Source organism: Prochlorococcus sp. G4PB17 (assembly GCF_059772445.1).
Map to the genome: position 1 here is coordinate 1,361,249 of NZ_CM186288.1, position 18,407 is coordinate 1,379,655.

Below are 18,407 nucleotides of genomic sequence, written 5' to 3' on the forward strand. Positions count from 1 at the left end.
GAGAGTGAAAAGCTTTCTTTTAATGTTTTATTTCTATTAATAGCTTAAATTATTTAATTAATGCACTGAATTTGGTTAGATTGTATATATATACATTTTTCGGACTCTCTTTATTTGGTGCAGTCCTCTCCAAAGCAAGACCTGACTCTTGCCTCACGGCTTCAGCAGGATTTAAAAAATGACCTTATAGCTGGTCTTTTGGTGGTTATTCCCTTAGCTACCACTATTTGGTTGTCTACGATTGTCAGTCGCTTTGTTCTGGCAATACTGACTTCAATCCCTAAACAATTAAATCCTTTTATTACTCTTAATCCTTTATTGCAAGATCTAATTAATCTTGCTTTGGGTTTAACGGTTCCACTTCTAGGTATTTTATTGATTGGTCTTATGGCCAGAAATTTTGTAGGGAGATGGTTGCTTGAATTTGGTGAGGGTACTCTTTCGCGTATTCCTCTTGCAGGCTCTGTTTATAAAACTCTTAAACAACTTTTAGAAACTTTCCTTCGAGATAACTCAACTAGGTTTAGAAGAGTAGTTTTAGTTGAGTATCCTCGTGAAGGCTTATTTAGTGTTGGTTTCGTTACTGGTATTGTTGGACCATCTCTTCAAACTGAGCCTGATAAACCATTGCTAAGCGTCTTTATACCTACAGCACCAAACCCTACAACAGGTTGGTACACTCTTGTACCAGAAGGTTCAGTTAAAGATTTAGATATTTCTGTTGAAGATGCATTTAGAACAATTATTTCTGCTGGAATTGTAAATCCTGATGATAGAAGTAACTCTACAAATACTTCTTTTTCTAGTTTATTTTCTCAGTTAAGAGCCTCATCTTCGTAATAATTTAGTTATGGCTATGCAACTAAAATCACTCTCAAGAGAATTAGCGTTATTACTTTTAGGACAAATTAAAAAAAATGATATTAGTAAGATTAATATTGAAAGTTTACTTGGTAAAGCTATTGAATCTTTAACTCAACATTGGAGAGAGCAATTAGATTTTTGCGCTATAAAATTAGAAAAAGCAAATCAGAAATTATTAGATAGTGAATTACAAGAAGATGCCGGATTATTAAAAAAATCTCGTAGTTATTTAAAAACTTGTTTAGCTGATTCAGAGAATATATTAAATAGTCTTTCTGAAAGTATTGAATTACCAAGATTAATAGCACTGGTTGATCAAAAGAAACTACGAGAGTTAGCTCTTGAGCGTGTTTATTTGGTAATTGAAAAGCAAGATGAAATAGATAATAATCTTGATTTTGTTATGGAGGGTTGGCGATTAAAAAGATTACCTAGAATTGATAGAGATATTTTGAGATTGGCTTTTGTTGATTTGATTGACTTTAATACTCCCACTGCTGTTACGTGTAACGAAGCTGTAAATCTTGCTAATCGTTATAGTGACGAACAAGGACGAAGAATGATTAATGGAGTTTTAAGGAAACTTCAGAATTCTACTTTAAAATTAAATTAGAAAATGAAAGACGATTTTACTCAGGATGAAATAACTTCTGTTAATGACGAATCTTTAGATTGGGCTAAACAAGCTTATTTACAATTAAAGCAAAAGCAAAAAGAGCAGAAAGAAATACGTGAGAAAGAAATCAAAGAAGAAGAAACAATTAATATGACAGAGGTAGATATTGCTATTCAAAAAACTCAAATAGAAAATATTGAATCAGTTGTTTCGAGTGAAGAAAAATTTCAAATTAGTAAAAATTTAAAGGAAGAGGATGTTCCTCGACTTGGTGATTTTGACGATACCTTTACTTGGTCAGCTGAAGTTTTAGCTGCACAAGGTAAAAAAATAGACCAGTTTTCTTTAGATGAAATCGATTGGCTAGGTAGGTTAAAGCAAGGATTAGAAAAAACTCGTAAAGGATTTGTTACTGATTTATTAGATAAATTAGGTGATGATCCACTTACTCCCGAAGTTCTTGATGATTTAGAAACCTTGTTACTTAGAGCAGATGCTGGCGTTTCAGCTACTGATCAAATTTTAGATTCATTGAGAACTAAGTTAAATGAGGAAGTTGTAGAAGCGTCTGAAGGGTTGCGTTTTTTAAAAGAACAATTAGTTAATGTCCTAGAGAAGCCGATAAAAGATAGTGGTGTTGATTTACTTTCACCAAAAAAAGGTTGTTTAAATATTTGGATGTTAGTAGGAGTCAATGGAGTTGGTAAAACAACTACCCTCGGCAAATTGGCAAGTGTTGCGAAAAGGAGTGGGTTTTCTGCAATGATTGCTGCAGCAGATACTTTTAGAGCTGCAGCTGTTCAACAAGTAAAAGTATGGGGAAAGAGAACGGGAGTTGAAGTTATTTCAAATGAATCTAAGAATGCTGACCCAGCGTCAATAGTTTTTGATGCTATTGGCGCAAGTAAATCAAAAAATATTGATTTATTATTGGTTGATACTGCTGGAAGATTACAAACGAAAAATAATTTAATGGAAGAACTAAAAAAAATTAGAAAAATAATTGATAAACTTGCGCCTAATGCAAATGTTGAATCTTTATTAGTGCTTGATTCTAGTCAAGGTCAAAATGGGCTTAGGCAGGCTCTTGCTTTTGCTGACTCAGCAGAATTAACAGGCGTCATACTTACAAAACTGGATGGATCTTCTAGAGGAGGTGTTGCGATGGCTGTTGCATCAGAAGCGAAACTACCTGTAAGATTTATTGGTGCTGGAGAGAAACTTAGAGATTTAAGACCATTTAATAGTTTTGAATTTATAGAGGCTCTTCTAACTAATCGATGATACTTCAGAAATTTATTGTAAATCTTGCTAAATTTTAGTTTCTTTATTGATAGTAAATGGTGAATAAAAATTCTCCTATTTCAGAAGAAAAATATCAACGCTCATCTAATTCTTTATCAAGTGCTGCTTCTCAGTCTCTAACAGCTCTGATCAATAGTATTTCTCAAGAACAAGTTGTTAATCAAGATTTATTGCTTTCCTTGAGCTTTGCTTTGCGAAGCTTTACTAATCTAAAGCGGTTTCTCGAACTCATTCCACTGTTTGTCACTGAATTAGTTGGTGTTCACGGAGCATTGTTAATTCCTTTTCAAGATAACGGGAGTCTTTGGCGCGAACAATTACAAATATTTCCTATTGATGAGGATCAGGAAATACTTAGACAATTATTCCTTTTAGAAGAGGGAATGAAAACTGGATTTGGGATGCAGGAAGAGAATATTGTTATGTTAGATCGTTTGGTTCAAAGACATTTTCACTCTTTCAATGTTATTGCTACATCAATAGTTTCTCGAGGCAGACAACGAGGGCGTTTATATGCATTTGATAAAAATGAAATTGATTTTGGAAGTAATATTCATCGAAAACATATTCAATTGATAGCTGATCTAACTGGAGTAGCTATAGAAAATGATGTCATTTTTCAAGTAATTCGGAATCATGAAAAAGTTGATCGACAAATAAGTATTGGTGCTGAAATTCAAGCACAATTATTACCTGATCAATGTCCAATCATCGAGGGAATTGAATTGGCTGCTTGCTGCAGACCTGCTCTTCAAGTAGGTGGAGACTATTACGATTTTATGCCTACTCGACCAGATTTAACTGATACAGCAAAAGCCAATGGTCGATGGGCTTTTGTAATTGGAGATGTTATGGGTAAGGGAGTTCCTGCTGGATTGTTGATGACTATGCTTCGCGGGATGCTTAGAGCGGAAGTTTTAACTGGATTACCTCCTGATCGTATTTTACATGATTTAAATCAATTGGCTCTTGATGATTTGGCTCAATCACATCGTTTTGTGACTTTGTTTTATTCAGACTTTGATGCAAGAACAAGGAAATTACGTTTTGCCAATGCGGCACATAACCCTCCTTTACTTTGGAGTGCTAAGTCAAAATCCATAAATAGATTAGACGCTCCCGGTTTATTGATAGGACTTCAGCCTGAAGCTGAATATGGATGTGGAGAGATAATTCTTCAGCCTGGTGATGTTTTGCTTTACTACACGGATGGTGTTACAGAGGCACCTGGGATTTCTGGCGAACGTTTTGATGAAAATCGTTTAATAACTTTTTTAGATAGATTTTCTAGAGAGGGTTTAGGAGCTCAACAAATATTAAATAAACTCTTTGAACGATTAGATGGTTTTGTTGGGGTTAGTGATCATCATCTTGAGGATGATGCCTCAATGGTTGTTTTAAAAGTCAATGAAGAATTAACGCTTCCTGATTTAACTTAGTAAAGCTCCTGACAATTGTTAATACTCTTGCTTTATTTGTATTAGTAATATGGAAAATGCATTGAGTAAAACGTGGAGCGATAGATTTGATCAAGGACTGAATCCTTTCATAGAAAAATTTAATGCTTCAATAGAATTTGATATTTGTCTACTTGAAGAAGATTTGGATGGATCAATTGCTCATGCACGTATGCTAGGAATTCAAGGGATAATTAGCAGGGAAGACGCTATTGCATTAGAAAATGGTCTTCAACAGATTAAAAAAGAGGCTGCTGAAGGCCTATTTAAGCCAGAAATTTCAGATGAAGATGTGCATTTTGCTGTAGAAAAAAAATTAATAGATTTAATAGGTCCAATTGGAAAAAAACTACATACAGGCCGTAGCCGTAATGATCAAGTTGGAACAGATCTCAGATTATGGCTGAGAAAGCGTATTGATGAACTTGATAAGGATTTAGAACGTTTTCAAGTATCTCTCTTTCTATTGGCAGAGGAAAATCTTTATACACTTATTCCCGGTTATACTCATTTGCAAAGAGCTCAACCTTTGTCTTTAGCACACCATTTATTGGCATATGTTGAGATGGCACAAAGAGATAGAAATAGATTAAAAGATGTAAGAAAACGAGTTAATATTTCTCCTTTGGGAGCAGCTGCTTTGGCCGGCACATCTATTTCTATTGATAGACAGAAAACTGCTTCAGAATTGAATTTTCAAGATATCTATTCTAATAGTTTAGATGCTGTAAGTGATAGAGATTTTGTCGTAGAATTTCTGGGAGCCTCATCATTAATTATGGCTCATTTAAGTAGATTATCAGAGGAAGTAATTTTATGGGCATCAGAAGAATTTGGTTTTATAAAATTAACAGATAGATGTGCTACTGGAAGTAGTCTTATGCCTCAAAAAAAGAATCCGGATGTTCCAGAACTAGTTCGGGGTAAGTCAGGAAGAGTATTTGGACATTTACAAGCAATGCTCACCATGATTAAAGGATTACCACTAGCCTATAATAAAGATTTTCAAGAGGACAAAGAAGCAATTTTTGATAGTGTAAAAACAGTCCAGAATTCATTAATAGCTATATCAATTTTGTTTGAAGAGGGTTTGATTTTTAGAAAGGATAATCTCAATCTTGCAGTCTCATCAGATTTTTCAAATGCAACTGATGTTGCAGATTATTTAGTGGCTAAGGAAATACCATTCAGAGAGGCCTATCAATTAGTCGGACGAATTGTTAAGACCTCTTTAGAAGAGGGAATCTTATTAAAAGATATTCCTTTAGAAAGATGGAAAACATTTCATAAAGATTTTGAAGAAGATATTTATGAAAAGCTTTTGCCTGCAAGTGTGGTTAAGTCACGTTTGAGCTCTGGTGGAACTGGATTTGAGAGGGTTCATGAACAACTTCTTTTATGGCGCGAAAAATTATTTAAGTAAAAACATTGTTTTCAATCTATTTGAGGGCTTTCGGTATTAAAGTGTTTAATGATGACTCATTTTAGAGTTATTAATTTTGGCTATTCATAGCCTATTAGTTACATTTTATTTTCAGTCCAATTTTCAAGTGAGTATTTTTGTCGGCAACTTACCCTTCCGCGCTGAGCAGGAAGATGTCATTGAATTGTTTTCTCCTTTTGGGGAGGTGGCAAACTGTTCTTTACCTTTAGAACGAGATACAGGTCGCAAAAGAGGTTTTGCCTTTGTTGAGATGGCTGATGAAGCAGTTGAAGCTTCAGCAATTGAATCTCTACAAGGTGCTGAACTAATGGGTCGTCCTTTAAGAATTAACAAAGCTGAACCTCGCGGAAGTGCTCCAAGAAGAGGTGGCGGCGGTTACGGCGGTGGCGGTTACGGCGGTGGCGGCCAAGGTGGCGGTTACGGCGGTGGCGGTTACGGCGGTGGCGGTTACGGCGGTGGCGGCCAAGGTGGCGGTTACGGCGGTGGCGGTTACGGCGGTGGCGGCCAAGGTGGCGGTTACGGCGGTGGCGGTTACGGCGGTGGCGGCCAAGGTGGCGGTTACGGCGGTGGCGGTTACGGCGGTGGCGGCCAAGGTGGCGGTTACGGCGGTGGCGGTTACGGCGGTGGCGGCCAAGGCGGCGGTTACGGTGGTGATCAATCAGCTCAAGATCGACCTTCCGGAGCTAAAGGATGGGAAGATCGTAGTCATGGCAATGCTTCACAAGATGCTAATGGCTTTGATCAAGGTCGTAGTAGAAGAAGAAGAGGTGCTTCGCCTGAAGGGGGAGATGACACTACTGCAGATTATGGTGGAGCAGAATCTTAAAGAATTGTTGTTTCTTATTAATGTCCAGCATCTTCAAGTTGCTGGGCAATTTTTTTTAAAATAGAAATATCAGCTTTGCTTTTTTGACATTTTTCGCTTAATTCTTGCCTCAACTTTTTTGCATTGGGTATATTTTCGATCAAATTCACAATATGTCTAGCCATATGCCAAAGACGCCCATTAGTTTCTAAATGTTTTTGAGCAAATGGTATTACTTGTTTAATTATTTTTGACCTTGATAGATTTTTTTCTTTTTCTCCAAATATAGTTGAATCTATTTTTTTCCATATATATGGATGAGAGTATGCAGCTCTACCAACCATTACTCCATCTAATATCTTTAGTGTTTGAATACATTCACTTACTGTATTTAAACCACCATTAAGTTCAATAATTAATTCAGGTCTTTCTCTCTTTAGCTTTTTAACTCTTTCATAATTTAGAGGTGGAATTGTACGATTTTCTTTGGGATTTAATCCATTGAGCAAAGCTTTTCTTGCGTGAACTATAAATCTGTCTGCTCCTGCAATTGAACAAGCGTCAACAAAATCCATAAGGTGATTGTCGCTATCAAGATTATCAATACCAAGCCTGTGTTTAACAGTAATTGGGACATTGCATGATCTTTTCATTGCTTCAATACACTTGGCTACTATGTTTGGTTTTGCCATTAGGCAAGCACCAAAGTTGCCTGACTTTACTTTTGGACTTGGACAACCAATATTTAAATTGATTTCGTCATAACCCCAATCCTCTGCCATTTGTGCTGCTTCAGCTAAAAGATTTGGATCGTCTCCTCCAAGTTGTATGGAAATTGGATGCTCAATTTCATCAAAATCCAATAATTTGTTTCTATTTTTGTTGTAATGGAGTGCTTGAGCCACAATCATTTCTGTGTATAAAAGTGATCTTTTTGTTATCTGACGCATCAAGACACGAAAATGCCTATCTGTGCAATCCATCATTGGGGCAATACTTAATCGGTAGTGAGCTATTTCATTTGTTTTGGGAGAATTGGAAATCATTTTTTATCAATTAATTTTTTTCAACTTTTAAGAAGTAAATTTTATTAGTATTAGTTAGATTTAAAAATTTCTTTGAACCGTAGATTTTTAATGATTGGATTCTTTAATACTCTGTTAGGTTTGATTATCAAACCTAAAAATGCTGCAGCTGAATCTAAACCTATGAAAAATTATAAAACTTTAACGGATTCAGATTGGGAAAATCGTTTATCTAAGGAAGCATATTATGTGTTGCGAAAAGAAGGCACAGAGAGACCTTTTTCAAGTCCCCTGAACAATGAAAAAAGGAAAGGGATTTTTCGCTGTGCAGGATGTGGGCTTGCATTATTTTCCTCAACGAAAAAATTTGATAGTGGAACTGGTTGGCCAAGTTTTTGGGATCCTTTACCTGATGCAATCGAAACAAAAACAGATTTTAAATTAATTGTTCCTAGAACGGAATATCACTGTCTTCGCTGTGGCGGCCATCAAGGACATGTTTTTAATGATGGTCCAAGGCCAACAGGTAAACGTTATTGCAATAATGGAGTTGCTTTAATATTTGAAGTTGATCAGTAAATTATCTTTTAAGTTCTTATAGGTGTGGGCTTCCGTAGCTTGTGTAAAAAACCCTTAGGTATCAACATGTATTAATAGCTAATTAAACTATATGAATTCAGACTCCCCCTCCTCAGAACTTGATTTATCTCAGGATGGTTTATCAGATGAAGATTCCAAAGAAAATTTAGTAACTCCTCATACAAATAACGAATCATCAAATTCAGTTGAACTTTCTGAGTCTCCTCAAGATGAGACTAAATCTGAAGAGAATCTTGAAGATACCTCAAATGATCAAGTTTCAACTAATTCTGATTCGAATTTAAAAGTTTCAGATACCGAAGCAAGATTATTGCAATTAGAAAAAGAGTATGAAACTCTCAATAGTCAATATATGAGAATAGCTGCTGATTTTGATAATTTTCGAAAGCGTCAGACTCGTGACCAGGATGATCTCAAAATTCAACTCACTTGCAGCACTCTCAGCGAAATCCTTCCTATTGTTGATAATTTTGAAAGAGCAAGACAGCAATTAAATCCCGAAGGAGAAGAAGCTCAGGCCTTACATAGAAGTTATCAGGGACTTTATAAGCAATTGGTTGAAGTTCTTAAGCAACTTGGTGTTGCTCCGATGCGTGTAGTAGATCAACCTTTTGATCCCACATTGCATGAAGCTGTTATGCGAGAGCCAAGTGATGAAAGAGCTGAGGATATTGTTATTGAAGAATTACAGAGGGGTTATCACTTGAATGGACGGGTTTTAAGGCATGCTTTGGTAAAAGTTTCTATGGGGCCGGGACCGAAAGCGGCTGATGAAGATATTGCTGATAAGAGTGATTCTGATCAGCTACAAAATACATCTTCAGAGGATGCAACTAACGATGAGAATTAACTACATGGTGATCGAAATGCAAAGGAATTTGTTTAAATGTACTAATGGCTGATTTTTACGAATTATTGGGGGTCAGTAGAGATGCTGATGCTGACACATTAAAGAGAGCTTATAGACAACAAGCTCGCAAATATCATCCTGATGTAAACAAGGAAGCTGGTGCAGAGGACAAATTTAAAGAAATAGGAAAAGCATATGAAGTTTTAAGTGATTCACAAAAGCGAGCTCGTTATGACCAATTTGGAGAAGCAGGATTAGGAGGTGCAGCTGGAATGCCAGACATGGGGGACATGGGTGGCTTTGCAGATTTGTTTGAGACCTTTTTTAACGGTTTTGGAGGTTCTGGTTCTCCTGGAGGTTCTCGCCCTCAAAGACGTGGTCCTCAGCAAGGTGAAAATTTACGTTACGACCTAAATATTGATTTTGATAAAGCTGTTTTTGGACAAGAAAGAGAAATCAAGGTTCCTCATTTAGAAACTTGTGATGTTTGTAGAGGGAATGGAGCAAAGAAAGGAACTGGTCCTGTGACTTGCAATACATGTGGTGGCGCTGGTCAAGTAAGAAGAGCTACTCGCACACCTTTTGGGAGCTTTACTCAAGTAGCGGAATGTCCAACTTGTTCTGGAACTGGACAAGTTATTAAGGATCCTTGTAATTCTTGCAATGGGAAAGGTGTAAAACAAGTAAGAAAACAATTAAGAATTAATATCCCTGCTGGAGTTGATAGTGGAACACGTTTAAGAGTTGCAGGAGAGGGTAATGCAGGACTGAAAGGAGGACCATCTGGAGATTTATATGTTATTTTAAAAGTTAAAAATCATCCAAATCTTAAGAGAGATGGGATAACTATATTTTCTGAAGTAAACATAAGTTATCTTCAGGCAATATTGGGAGATACCATTGAAATAGATACTGTAGATGGACCTACTAAATTACAAATACCTCTAGGAACACAACCAAACTCTGTTTTGAATTTAGAAAATAAAGGTGTACCAAAAATTGGTAATCCTGTTGCTAGAGGCAATCATCAAGTCACAGTAAAAATTAAATTACCTACGAAATTGTCAGATTCTGAAAGAAATTTACTTGAAGAATTAGCTGGGCATTATTCTGCACGTGGACGTCAATATCATTACCATAAAAGTGGTTTATTTAGTAGGTTATTTGGCAAATAATAGTGGATAAAGATATATTTACTGATCACTATTTAGATCTTCGTGGTATTTTTTGCCCACAAAATTTTGTAAAATGCTGCTTAGCTTTAGAAAGTTTATCTTTAGATGAGGTGCTAAGAGTAGACTTGGATAGAGGTGAACCTGAAGTTAGTGTTGTCGAAGGTTTGCAAGAGAAGGGTTTTAAAGTAAAAATAATTGGAAAAGACTCAAAAATGATATCTTTAATTATATCTAGTGAAAAAAAATAGTTCTAATACTATTAGAGGAATTGTTGTAGCTTTAAAAGCCAACTTTTTTATTGTAGACATTCAGTATAAAAATACTTATGAAGATTGTGTTGAACAATTCTCCGAAAAAAATAGATTCTTATGCACAAGGAGGAGTAAATTAGATTATCAGGGTCTTTTTATAGATGTAGGGGATATAGTTTTTGTTGAGTCGATAGATTTTAAAAATAAGCGTGCTGTAATCTCCCAGGTCGAACCTAGAAAAAGTTTTTTAAAACGCCCTGCAGTAGCAAATGTTACTTTAATTGCTATTTGTATTTCTGTTGATGACCCTTCATTTGATAGTGAGCAAACTAGTCGATTTTTAATAGCAGCTGAGTCTGCAAAAATAAAACCTTTGATTGTTTTAACTAAAATTGATTTGATTCAAAAAAATGATTTGAATGTATATATTAATAAATTAAAATTATGGGGTTATGATTCTGTACCAGTATCTATAAAGAATTCCTCCGGAATTGATTTGTTATTAAATAGATTTAGACAAACTAGATTAACTGTTCTTTCTGGGCCTTCTGGGGTCGGAAAGACAAGTTTAATAAATTATTTAATTCCATCTATTTCATTACCTACTTCAGCAGTGTCAAAAAAATTACGACGAGGAATAAATACTACAAGACATGTTGAACTTTTTTCTATTGGAAAAAGTTCACTTTTAGCAGATACGCCAGGTTTTAACCGTCCAGAAATAATTTCTAATCAATTTGATTTTGCCGATTTGTTTCCTGAATTTCGTTCACAACTAATTAACTCTAAATGTAAGTTTCGTAATTGCTTGCACAGAGATGAGCCTGGTTGTTTAATTAACAAAGATTTTGAGCGATATTCTTTTTATCGTACTTATCTCGAGGAAATCATTAATTCTCGTCACCCATACCAGGGAGATTCAGTTTGAATCCACCAGTCAAATCTTCCATGCGCTCTTTCATTGTTGAAGTTGAGATTTCATGAGCAGATTGCATGGCATCAAGTATGGCTTCTTCCACTATTACTTTTTCTTCAGAAAGTAGAGATCTATCTATTTCGACTCGTAAAGGCTTTTGATTCCCTGACATCCATATTTTTGCGCGATTGTCTTTATTTGTCCCCTCTATTTCCATAACTTCAAGCTCTTCTTGAAGTTTTTGAGCATTCTGCTGAATTTGTTGTGCTTTTTTAAAAGCTTCAGTTAGTTGTCCAAAATTTGGTAGTCCGAATCCAGCCATGAGATTTACCTATTGATCGTAATTTTAGGGTTTAAAACTAAAATCCACATTGTTTGACTTCTGTTTCTAACAAGATTCCATACGAATCAAAAACTTTTTTTTGAATATGTTTTATTAATTCTTGTACGTCATGAGAAGAAGCTTTATTTGCATTAATTATAAAGTTTGAATGAATTGTGGATATTTCAGCTCCACCAACACCAAATCCTTTTAAACCAAGTTCATCTATCAACTTTGCAGCTTTCAAAGGTTCAGGATTGCGAAAAACACTACCGCAGCTCTGGTGTTTGTATGGCTGAGTTCTTAAGCGATGATTTAGGTTTTTATTGGTGATTTGACGAATTTTTTCTGCATTACCAGATTTCAGTTTCAATCTTGCAGATACGACAATTAATTTTTCATGTTGAAGAAGACTATATCGATATCCAAAATTGAGATCAGCTGCTTTGATTATTTTGTATTCACCATTTAAAGATAGTGTAGTAATACTCTCGAGATAGTCAGATATGGAATGTCCTTGCGCTCCAGCATTCATTACTACCGCTCCACCAATAGTTCCTGGTATGCCCACAGCCCATTCGAGTCCATGAAGTCCATTGGCAGCAGCTTTTCTGGCCAAAGTTGGAAGCATTTCTCCACTAAGGACCTCGATAATTGCATTACTTTTATCAATTTTAATTCCTTTAAGCTCACGCATACAAAGGCTTAAACCTTTAATTCCTTTGTCATTGATTAAAAGATTTGAGCCTGCGCCAATAATATTGCAATTAACTTGTTTGTTACTTATCCACGTAAGTAAAAATTTTAGTTCTTCGTTATTTCTTGGTTGAGCAATCCATTCTGCAGGACCACCTATTCTCCAAGTGGTGAAATTCGATAAGGCAATATTTTTTTTTAATTCAATTGATTTCATTTATTAAGCGGCCAAATTACTTTGAATTGACTTAGTATTAATTACTTCTAAAAATAGATTCGCACATATATTATTAATATCGCCTGCACCCATAATTAAAATTAAATCTTTTTCAATTGTTTTTTCTTTTATTAGCTTTTTTAATTCTTGATTGTTATTTGGAGTATATATTTCTAGATGCGATTTTAATCTTTTCAATTCAGATCTAATCGAGCGATTGCTTATTCCTTCAATTTCATCTTCTCCAGCAGAATAAATTGGGGTTATGAATACTAAATCGGATTTGCTGAGACTTTTTGCAAATTCTTTTTGAAATTGTTGAGTTCTACTAAATCGATGAGGTTGAAATATAGTTACTAATCTATTAGGTGAGATTTTTGAAATGTTATTTTTAGTTTTAATTATAAGGGAGGCTAGTGATATAGCTGCGTCAATCTCACTAGGATGATGAGCATAATCTTCAATTATTAATCTATTTTTCCATAAGCCTTTATAGTCGAATCTTCTAACAGGTAATTTTAAATGCTCAATTCCTTTTTTTATATCCTCAATAGGAATACCAGATGTTCTGCATGCAGCAATAGCAGCTATTGTATTACTTAAATTGTGTGTTCCAGGAATTGGTACTTTTATGATATCAATAAATTTTTCATGTTCATAATATTTTGCTATTGTTTCACATCCGTTAGATTCTTTTGCAATTAATGCAAAATCTACATTATCAATTTTTTGTGTTGAGAACCAGATAGAATTTTGTATATTTTTTTTAAGATTAGCACAGTCAAAATTGGAAATTAGATATTTGCATTTTTTACTAAATTCTTTCATAGTTTCTATGATAGAATCTAGATTTTTGTAATGGTCAACATGTTCTAATTCTATATTTAGTATGATTCCAATATGTGGATTAAATTGTACTAATGATCCATCTGATTCATCTGCTTCGGCTACTAGTATTTCACTATTACCAATATTGTAATTCTTTTTGTAAAGAGGAACTATTCCACCAATGATAGCAGTAGGATCTTTTTTCAATATGGAAAGAATAGTTGTTATGTAAGTACTTGTTGTAGTTTTACCATGTGAGCCCGAGATTACTATTGACTTTTTTCCGTCGATGAATAATTTTAATATTTCTGAGCGATATTTAATTTGTAAATTAGATATTTTAGCTTTTTTTAATTCTCGATTGTCTGGACGTATTGCAGAACTTATGATTACTAAAATATTTTCTATCTTTTTCCCCTTAATCATTTTGTCAATATTATATTCCTCTTGAGTTTCAAAGATTTTAACGCCATTAATTGATAAATCTTTTAAAGTAGAACTTTTTTTTGTGTCCGAACCTGATACTGAATATCCATTTTTTGCGAGAACCATTGCTAAAGCAGACATACCAATACCCCCAATTCCAATAAAGTGGATATGAGAAGGTAATTGGCGTGTCTTTGTCAATTTTGCTTGGATGTCGAGTGAAAGATAACTCTTCATCTCTCTAAAGGCACATTTTTTAAAGAATTACAGAGTTTTTGTACTTTTTATTTCCTTAACACTTCAATTATTTTTCAAAATGCTCAGAAAATGATCATCGTTCTGTATGATCAGCGGCCAGTAGCTTATGCGGTTTAACCGTTTTTGAAATGACTTTGCGTGTTGCGATTAATGGATTCGGAAGAATTGGACGCAATTTTATGCGTTGTTGGTTGAGTAGGGGGGCAAATACAAATATTGAGGTGGTAGGTATTAACGTCACCTCTGATCCAAAGACATGTGCCCACTTACTTAAGTACGACTCTATTCTTGGCGCAATAAACGATGCTGAAATTTCTCATACAGACGATACATTTCAGATTAATGGAAAAACGATTAAATGTTATTCGGATAGAAACCCTCTAAATCTTCCATGGAAAGAGTGGGGGATTGATCTAGTGATTGAGTCAACAGGTGTTTTTAATACAGATGTTGGTGCAAGTAAACATTTACAAGTGGGAGCTAAAAAAGTAATTCTTACTGCTCCTGGCAAAGGTGATGGTGTTGGTACATATGTCGTTGGTGTTAATGCTGATAAGTATTCTCACGATGATTTCGATATTCTTAGCAACGCTAGTTGTACTACTAATTGTTTAGCTCCAATTGTCAAAGTACTTGATCAGAATTTAGGCATTAATAAAGGTTTAATGACAACCATTCATAGTTACACTGGAGATCAAAGAATTTTAGATAATGCTCATCGTGATTTAAGAAGAGCTAGAGCTGCTGCAATGAATTTGGTTCCCACCTCAACTGGAGCGGCTAAAGCTGTTGCTCTTGTTTATCCACAAATGAAGGGAAAATTAACAGGAATTGCAATGAGAGTTCCAACACCAAATGTTTCTGCTGTCGATTTAGTTTTTGAATCAAGTCGCAAAACTAGTGCTGAAGAAGTAAACGCATTGCTCAAAACTGCTTCACAGGGTGAAATGAAAGGAATTATTAAATATGGTGATTTACCTTTAGTTTCAACTGATTATGCTGGAACTAATGAATCAACTATTGTTGATGAAGCATTAACTATGTGTATTGATGACAACATGGTTAAAGTTTTAGCTTGGTATGACAATGAGTGGGGATACAGTCAAAGAGTTGTAGATTTAGCTGAAATTGTTGCCAAAAAATGGAAATAATTTCCAAAATTTAGAAATGTTGAAATAGGCTTGATTGTTCATTAATTTCTTCTAAGTTATCCCAGAAAATATTAGGTTTGCCTTTTTTTATAAACCCAATTATCTGGGCTGATTTTAATTTTATTGATAAAGCTTCTGCCCATTCTTTAGGAATACACAGTATTAATTTGTAGTCCTCTCCTCCATTCAGAATCCATTCATTCCAAGCTGAATCTTGAGGCCAATCAGGATTTTTAAGCACTGAATCTTTTGACAAAACTGCTTGACAATTACTACTTTGACAAATTCCTCGAATTGATTCAAGAAGTCCATCGCTACTATCAGTCCCTGCCACTCTCCAGCTCGTTTTGTCAGGCTTGCTCTCGATTAGTGCCTCAAGTGCCTTGATGGCTGGGTAAGGGCGTTTATGTGCCTTTATAGCTCTTTGAATAAGTTGATCACTAAGTTTAGCTTCGCTTGGAAGTTTTTCGGATGTCAATAACGCTAATCCTAATCTGCTTAATCCATGGACTCCAGAGCTAACAATGTAATCGCCAGGTAAAGCATTGCTTCTATGAATTCTTGGTCGACTCATTTCTCCAATTGCAGTAATTGAAATCATTTTGATTTCTCCACTAGCGCAATCTCCACCAATTATTTCTCCTCCAAATTCTTGCATTGCTTCACTCATACCCTCGTAAAGACTTTCTACCCATTTCCAATCTGTGCAGGGTGGCAAAACCAACCCAACAGTGAAGGAGATTATATTTTTTGAGCCGCTACAAATAAGATCAGATGCATTTGAGGCAATACTTTTCCAGCCAATATCTTTGGCATTGGATATCTTGTTAGAAAAATGAATTTTTTCTACAAGTAAATCAGTATTAATTAGTAAGTGTTTATTCAATGAGTTTATTTCTGCAACATCATCGTCTATTTGGCCAGATCGCATAAATCTCTTTAATCGATTTAGTAGTTCTTTTTCACCTAACTCCTTAATGGTAGTTATCACTTTATTTGAAAATTTAAGCTTGATCTTTTAAATTTTCTGAACCATTTAATACTTTAATTGAAATGATTTTATCATCTACGCCTAGTTTATTTAATATTTCGGAACCCTCAATTACATAACCAAAAGCTGCGTTCCTTCCATCAATGAGATTACGTCCAGCAGGATTCAACTCTGCTTCATATAAGAAGAAGAAAAATTGAGATGAACCATCATTTAAATCAGAATCAGAGTGAGCCCAGCCAAGTGTTCCTAAAGTTGCAAATGGAAGAACTGGGGTTTCAGTGTATAAACCAACTTCTTCGAAAGTTTGCCCATAAAGTGTATCTTTTAAATTAGGTGTTCTTATTTCTAATGGAACTGTTCTTAACTCATTATTTTCAGGATCTACATATCCAATTGCTTCTCCTGTAGGATCACCTGTTTGAAGTATAAAAAATTCTTCAGCTCTATTAATTGGTAAACCATCATAGAAACCTTTTAAAGAAAGATCTATAAATGCTCCAGCAGTTAAAGGAGCATTGTATCCATCAATAATTGCACTCATATTTCCTTTAGATGTTTTTATTTCTACGTTTGCTCTACCTAAAAGTCGTGGCAAATTGTCGTATTCACTAGGTATTTCATATGGAAACTTATTAGTAATTAATAGTGATTCTAAATCATCAATTTTTTTTAAACTTTGACGTCTGACTTCAAGAAAAGAAACTTTATTTTTTTCATTCGCTATTTTGCCTAATTGATCAAGATTTTCTTTTAAATCAGTAAGTAGATAAATTGCTTTTTCTTTATTCTCTTGGGGTATGGAGTCAAGAATTTGATTTTTTCTATTACTCACTAAGAATTGACTCCGTGAGGTGGCTTTATTTATGGCTGACCATCGACTACCTCGAAGATCTTCGCTGGTATCTTCGAGTTTGTTTTGTAATTCACGTAATTCTTTCTGCTCTATAGGTAAAGAATTTCTTAAGATTGCATATGGATCTTTTAGTCGATTACCATTTGGAAGGCTTGCAAAAGCTGGGGAAATCCATGGAGAGCTTAAAGAAAATAGGATTGTTACCAAGGCAAGAATGCAAATCTTTTTTGCCATGTGAGTTCTCTGTTTTGCATGACTTTCGCACAGACTTATGATCGATTGGTATCTTTTGTGTGAATGATTTCAAGTAACGACTTTCGCACTGGCACAACGATCGAGTTAGACGGTGCAGTTTGGCGTGTTGTTGAATTTCTACATGTCAAGCCTGGCAAGGGTTCTGCGTTTGTAAGAACTAAATTAAAAGCAGTTGTGAGCGGAAGTGTTGTTGAAAAGACTTTTAGAGCTGGGGAAATGGTTCCACAAGCTCTATTAGAAAAATCTAAGTTGCAACACACGTATATGGATGGAGATGATTTTGTTTTTATGGATATGACTTCTTATGAAGAAACACGCTTAACTGCGAAACAAATCGGAGAAAGTAAGAAATATCTAAAAGAAGGGATGGAGGTTAATGTAGTGTCTTGGAATGAAAAACCTCTTGAAGTAGAATTACCCAATTCAGTTGTTTTAGAAATAAAAGAAACTGATCCTGGGGTCAAAGGCGATACTGCTACTGGAGGTACAAAGCCTGCAATCCTAGAAACAGGAGCTCAAGTTATGGTCCCTTTATTTATTTCAATAGGTGAGAAAATTCGAGTCGATACTCGAAATGACAGTTATCTAGGCCGAGAAACACAATGACTATGAATCTTGATCACGAAGAACTTCATCGCTTGTTGGCAACTTTAGCTGAGAGCGATATTCAAGAGTTTCGACTTGAGGGTGAAGATTTTTGCTTGGAAGTAAAACGCAATCTTGGAGTTTCTTCAGATTCAATAGCTTCTCCCAAGAAAATCTCATCAGAAGATATTGATTCACCATTGCCTCAACGTAAAATTGAATCTTCTCAAGCACCTAGCACACCGCCTCCATCAGTGGCAGGATCACGTTCTGATTTAGTTGAAGTGACTGCTCCTATGGTTGGGACCTTTTATCGTGCACCGGGCCCAGAAGAGCCCCCTTTCGTTGAAATCGGGTCGAAAATTAGTGTTGGCCAAGCTGTTTGTATTCTTGAGGCTATGAAATTAATGAACGAATTAGAGTCGGAGGTTAGTGGAGAAGTAATTGAAATTCTTGTTGAAAATGGTACACCAGTTGAGTTTGGTCAAGTTTTAATGCGATTAAAACCCTAATA

The 18,407-nt window shown here is 35.2% G+C and carries 20 protein-coding genes; 14 read left to right on the forward strand and 6 right to left on the reverse strand.

What is annotated here, in order from left to right; all coding sequences use genetic code 11:
- Positions 1-114 precede the first annotated feature (114 nt).
- From AC6EJB_RS07815 to AC6EJB_RS07840, 6 genes are all read left to right on the forward strand, one after another.
- The gene (locus AC6EJB_RS07815; protein WP_498490771.1) at positions 115-840 is read left to right on the forward strand and encodes a DUF502 domain-containing protein; all 726 of its coding nucleotides are present in this window, start codon (positions 115-117) and stop codon (positions 838-840) included.
- A gap of 16 nt (positions 841-856) precedes the next feature.
- Positions 857-1,477: a transcription antitermination factor NusB gene (gene nusB, locus AC6EJB_RS07820; RefSeq protein ID WP_498492995.1), complete on the forward strand. Its 621-nt coding sequence runs from the start codon at positions 857-859 to the stop codon at positions 1,475-1,477.
- A 3-nt stretch (positions 1,478-1,480) separates the two neighbouring features.
- A complete protein-coding gene (gene ftsY / locus AC6EJB_RS07825) occupies positions 1,481-2,764 on the forward strand; it encodes a signal recognition particle-docking protein FtsY (RefSeq protein ID WP_498490772.1) in 1,284 nt (427 codons plus the stop codon).
- Between the two features lie 56 nt (positions 2,765-2,820).
- The gene (locus AC6EJB_RS07830; RefSeq protein WP_498490774.1) at positions 2,821-4,224 is read left to right on the forward strand and encodes a PP2C family protein-serine/threonine phosphatase; all 1,404 of its coding nucleotides are present in this window, start codon (positions 2,821-2,823) and stop codon (positions 4,222-4,224) included.
- A gap of 49 nt (positions 4,225-4,273) precedes the next feature.
- Positions 4,274-5,665, forward strand: coding sequence for an argininosuccinate lyase (gene argH, locus AC6EJB_RS07835; protein ID WP_498490776.1), 1,392 nt, complete (start codon positions 4,274-4,276; stop codon positions 5,663-5,665).
- Between the two features lie 127 nt (positions 5,666-5,792).
- Positions 5,793-6,512 carry an RNA recognition motif domain-containing protein gene (locus tag AC6EJB_RS07840; protein ID WP_498492997.1) on the forward strand — a complete coding sequence of 240 codons (720 nt, stop codon included), beginning with the start codon at positions 5,793-5,795 and terminating at the stop codon, positions 6,510-6,512.
- A 17-nt stretch (positions 6,513-6,529) separates the two neighbouring features.
- On the opposite strand, the gene dusA is transcribed toward AC6EJB_RS07840, so the two are convergent.
- The gene (gene dusA, locus AC6EJB_RS07845; RefSeq protein ID WP_498490777.1) at positions 6,530-7,537 is read right to left on the reverse strand and encodes a tRNA dihydrouridine(20/20a) synthase DusA; all 1,008 of its coding nucleotides are present in this window, start codon (positions 7,535-7,537) and stop codon (positions 6,530-6,532) included.
- 90 nt (positions 7,538-7,627) lie between these two features.
- On the opposite strand from dusA, the gene msrB reads away from it, so the two are divergent.
- The 5 genes from msrB (at position 7,628) to rsgA (ending at position 11,320) form a co-directional block, all read left to right on the forward strand.
- Positions 7,628-8,095, forward strand: coding sequence for a peptide-methionine (R)-S-oxide reductase MsrB (gene msrB, locus AC6EJB_RS07850; RefSeq protein WP_498490778.1), 468 nt, complete (start codon positions 7,628-7,630; stop codon positions 8,093-8,095).
- Between the two features lie 91 nt (positions 8,096-8,186).
- Positions 8,187-8,966, forward strand: a complete 780-nt coding sequence (grpE, locus tag AC6EJB_RS07855; protein ID WP_498490780.1) for a nucleotide exchange factor GrpE — start codon at positions 8,187-8,189, stop codon at positions 8,964-8,966.
- Positions 8,967-9,010: 44 nt separating this feature from the next.
- Positions 9,011-10,141, forward strand: a complete 1,131-nt coding sequence (dnaJ, locus tag AC6EJB_RS07860) for a molecular chaperone DnaJ (protein WP_498490781.1) — start codon at positions 9,011-9,013, stop codon at positions 10,139-10,141.
- A gap of 2 nt (positions 10,142-10,143) precedes the next feature.
- Positions 10,144-10,389: a sulfurtransferase TusA family protein gene (locus AC6EJB_RS07865; protein WP_498490783.1), complete on the forward strand. Its 246-nt coding sequence runs from the start codon at positions 10,144-10,146 to the stop codon at positions 10,387-10,389.
- Positions 10,376-11,320 carry a ribosome small subunit-dependent GTPase A gene (gene rsgA, locus AC6EJB_RS07870; protein WP_498490785.1) on the forward strand — a complete coding sequence of 315 codons (945 nt, stop codon included), beginning with the start codon at positions 10,376-10,378 and terminating at the stop codon, positions 11,318-11,320. The genes AC6EJB_RS07865 and rsgA overlap by 14 nt, the downstream gene beginning before the upstream one ends.
- On the opposite strand, the gene AC6EJB_RS07875 is transcribed toward rsgA, so the two are convergent.
- Genes AC6EJB_RS07875 through murC form a run of 3 tightly spaced genes read right to left on the reverse strand, consistent with a single transcriptional unit; the run spans position 11,283 to position 13,998 of the window.
- Positions 11,283-11,630 carry a YbaB/EbfC family nucleoid-associated protein gene (locus AC6EJB_RS07875; protein ID WP_498490786.1) on the reverse strand — a complete coding sequence of 116 codons (348 nt, stop codon included), beginning with the start codon at positions 11,628-11,630 and terminating at the stop codon, positions 11,283-11,285. The two genes, rsgA and AC6EJB_RS07875, sit on opposite strands and share 38 nt — an antisense overlap.
- Before the next feature lie 37 nt (positions 11,631-11,667).
- Positions 11,668-12,543 (reverse strand): UDP-N-acetylmuramate dehydrogenase, encoded by an 876-nt coding sequence (gene murB, locus AC6EJB_RS07880; RefSeq protein WP_498490787.1) that lies wholly within the window; start codon positions 12,541-12,543, stop codon positions 11,668-11,670.
- A 3-nt stretch (positions 12,544-12,546) separates the two neighbouring features.
- On the reverse strand, positions 12,547-13,998 hold the full coding sequence (gene murC, locus AC6EJB_RS07885) for a UDP-N-acetylmuramate--L-alanine ligase (RefSeq protein WP_498490788.1): 1,452 nt from the start codon (positions 13,996-13,998) through the stop codon (positions 12,547-12,549).
- A 185-nt stretch (positions 13,999-14,183) separates the two neighbouring features.
- On the opposite strand from murC, the gene gap reads away from it, so the two are divergent.
- Positions 14,184-15,206, forward strand: coding sequence for a type I glyceraldehyde-3-phosphate dehydrogenase (gap, locus tag AC6EJB_RS07890; RefSeq protein ID WP_498490789.1), 1,023 nt, complete (start codon positions 14,184-14,186; stop codon positions 15,204-15,206).
- 10 nt (positions 15,207-15,216) lie between these two features.
- On the opposite strand, the gene thiL is transcribed toward gap, so the two are convergent.
- Positions 15,217-16,197: a thiamine-phosphate kinase gene (gene thiL, locus AC6EJB_RS07895; RefSeq protein WP_498490790.1), complete on the reverse strand. Its 981-nt coding sequence runs from the start codon at positions 16,195-16,197 to the stop codon at positions 15,217-15,219.
- A gap of 13 nt (positions 16,198-16,210) precedes the next feature.
- Positions 16,211-17,287, reverse strand: coding sequence for a peptidylprolyl isomerase (locus AC6EJB_RS07900; RefSeq protein ID WP_498490791.1), 1,077 nt, complete (start codon positions 17,285-17,287; stop codon positions 16,211-16,213).
- Between the two features lie 63 nt (positions 17,288-17,350).
- Here AC6EJB_RS07900 and efp point away from each other — a divergent pair, with 63 nt between their 5' ends.
- The gene (gene efp, locus AC6EJB_RS07905; RefSeq protein WP_498490793.1) at positions 17,351-17,914 is read left to right on the forward strand and encodes an elongation factor P; all 564 of its coding nucleotides are present in this window, start codon (positions 17,351-17,353) and stop codon (positions 17,912-17,914) included.
- On the forward strand, positions 17,911-18,405 hold the full coding sequence (gene accB / locus AC6EJB_RS07910) for an acetyl-CoA carboxylase biotin carboxyl carrier protein (RefSeq protein ID WP_498490794.1): 495 nt from the start codon (positions 17,911-17,913) through the stop codon (positions 18,403-18,405). Before efp ends, accB begins: the two co-directional genes overlap by 4 nt.
- Positions 18,406-18,407: the final 2 nt, after the last annotated feature.

Coding starts and splice junctions, on each gene's coding strand:
- nusB (WP_498492995.1), top strand. CDS start 857: ATGCAACTAAAATCACTCTCAAGAGAATTAGCGTTATTACTTTTAGGA.
- ftsY (WP_498490772.1), top strand. CDS start 1,481: ATGAAAGACGATTTTACTCAGGATGAAATAACTTCTGTTAATGACGAA.
- AC6EJB_RS07830 (WP_498490774.1), top strand. CDS start 2,821: ATGGTGAATAAAAATTCTCCTATTTCAGAAGAAAAATATCAACGCTCA.
- argH (WP_498490776.1), top strand. CDS start 4,274: ATGGAAAATGCATTGAGTAAAACGTGGAGCGATAGATTTGATCAAGGA.
- dusA (WP_498490777.1), bottom strand. CDS start 7,537: ATGATTTCCAATTCTCCCAAAACAAATGAAATAGCTCACTACCGATTA.
- msrB (WP_498490778.1), top strand. CDS start 7,628: ATGATTGGATTCTTTAATACTCTGTTAGGTTTGATTATCAAACCTAAA.
- grpE (WP_498490780.1), top strand. CDS start 8,187: ATGAATTCAGACTCCCCCTCCTCAGAACTTGATTTATCTCAGGATGGT.
- dnaJ (WP_498490781.1), top strand. CDS start 9,011: ATGGCTGATTTTTACGAATTATTGGGGGTCAGTAGAGATGCTGATGCT.
- AC6EJB_RS07875 (WP_498490786.1), bottom strand. CDS start 11,630: ATGGCTGGATTCGGACTACCAAATTTTGGACAACTAACTGAAGCTTTT.
- murB (WP_498490787.1), bottom strand. CDS start 12,543: ATGAAATCAATTGAATTAAAAAAAAATATTGCCTTATCGAATTTCACC.
- gap (WP_498490789.1), top strand. CDS start 14,184: ATGACTTTGCGTGTTGCGATTAATGGATTCGGAAGAATTGGACGCAAT.
- AC6EJB_RS07900 (WP_498490791.1), bottom strand. CDS start 17,287: ATGGCAAAAAAGATTTGCATTCTTGCCTTGGTAACAATCCTATTTTCT.
- efp (WP_498490793.1), top strand. CDS start 17,351: ATGATTTCAAGTAACGACTTTCGCACTGGCACAACGATCGAGTTAGAC.
- accB (WP_498490794.1), top strand. CDS start 17,911: ATGACTATGAATCTTGATCACGAAGAACTTCATCGCTTGTTGGCAACT.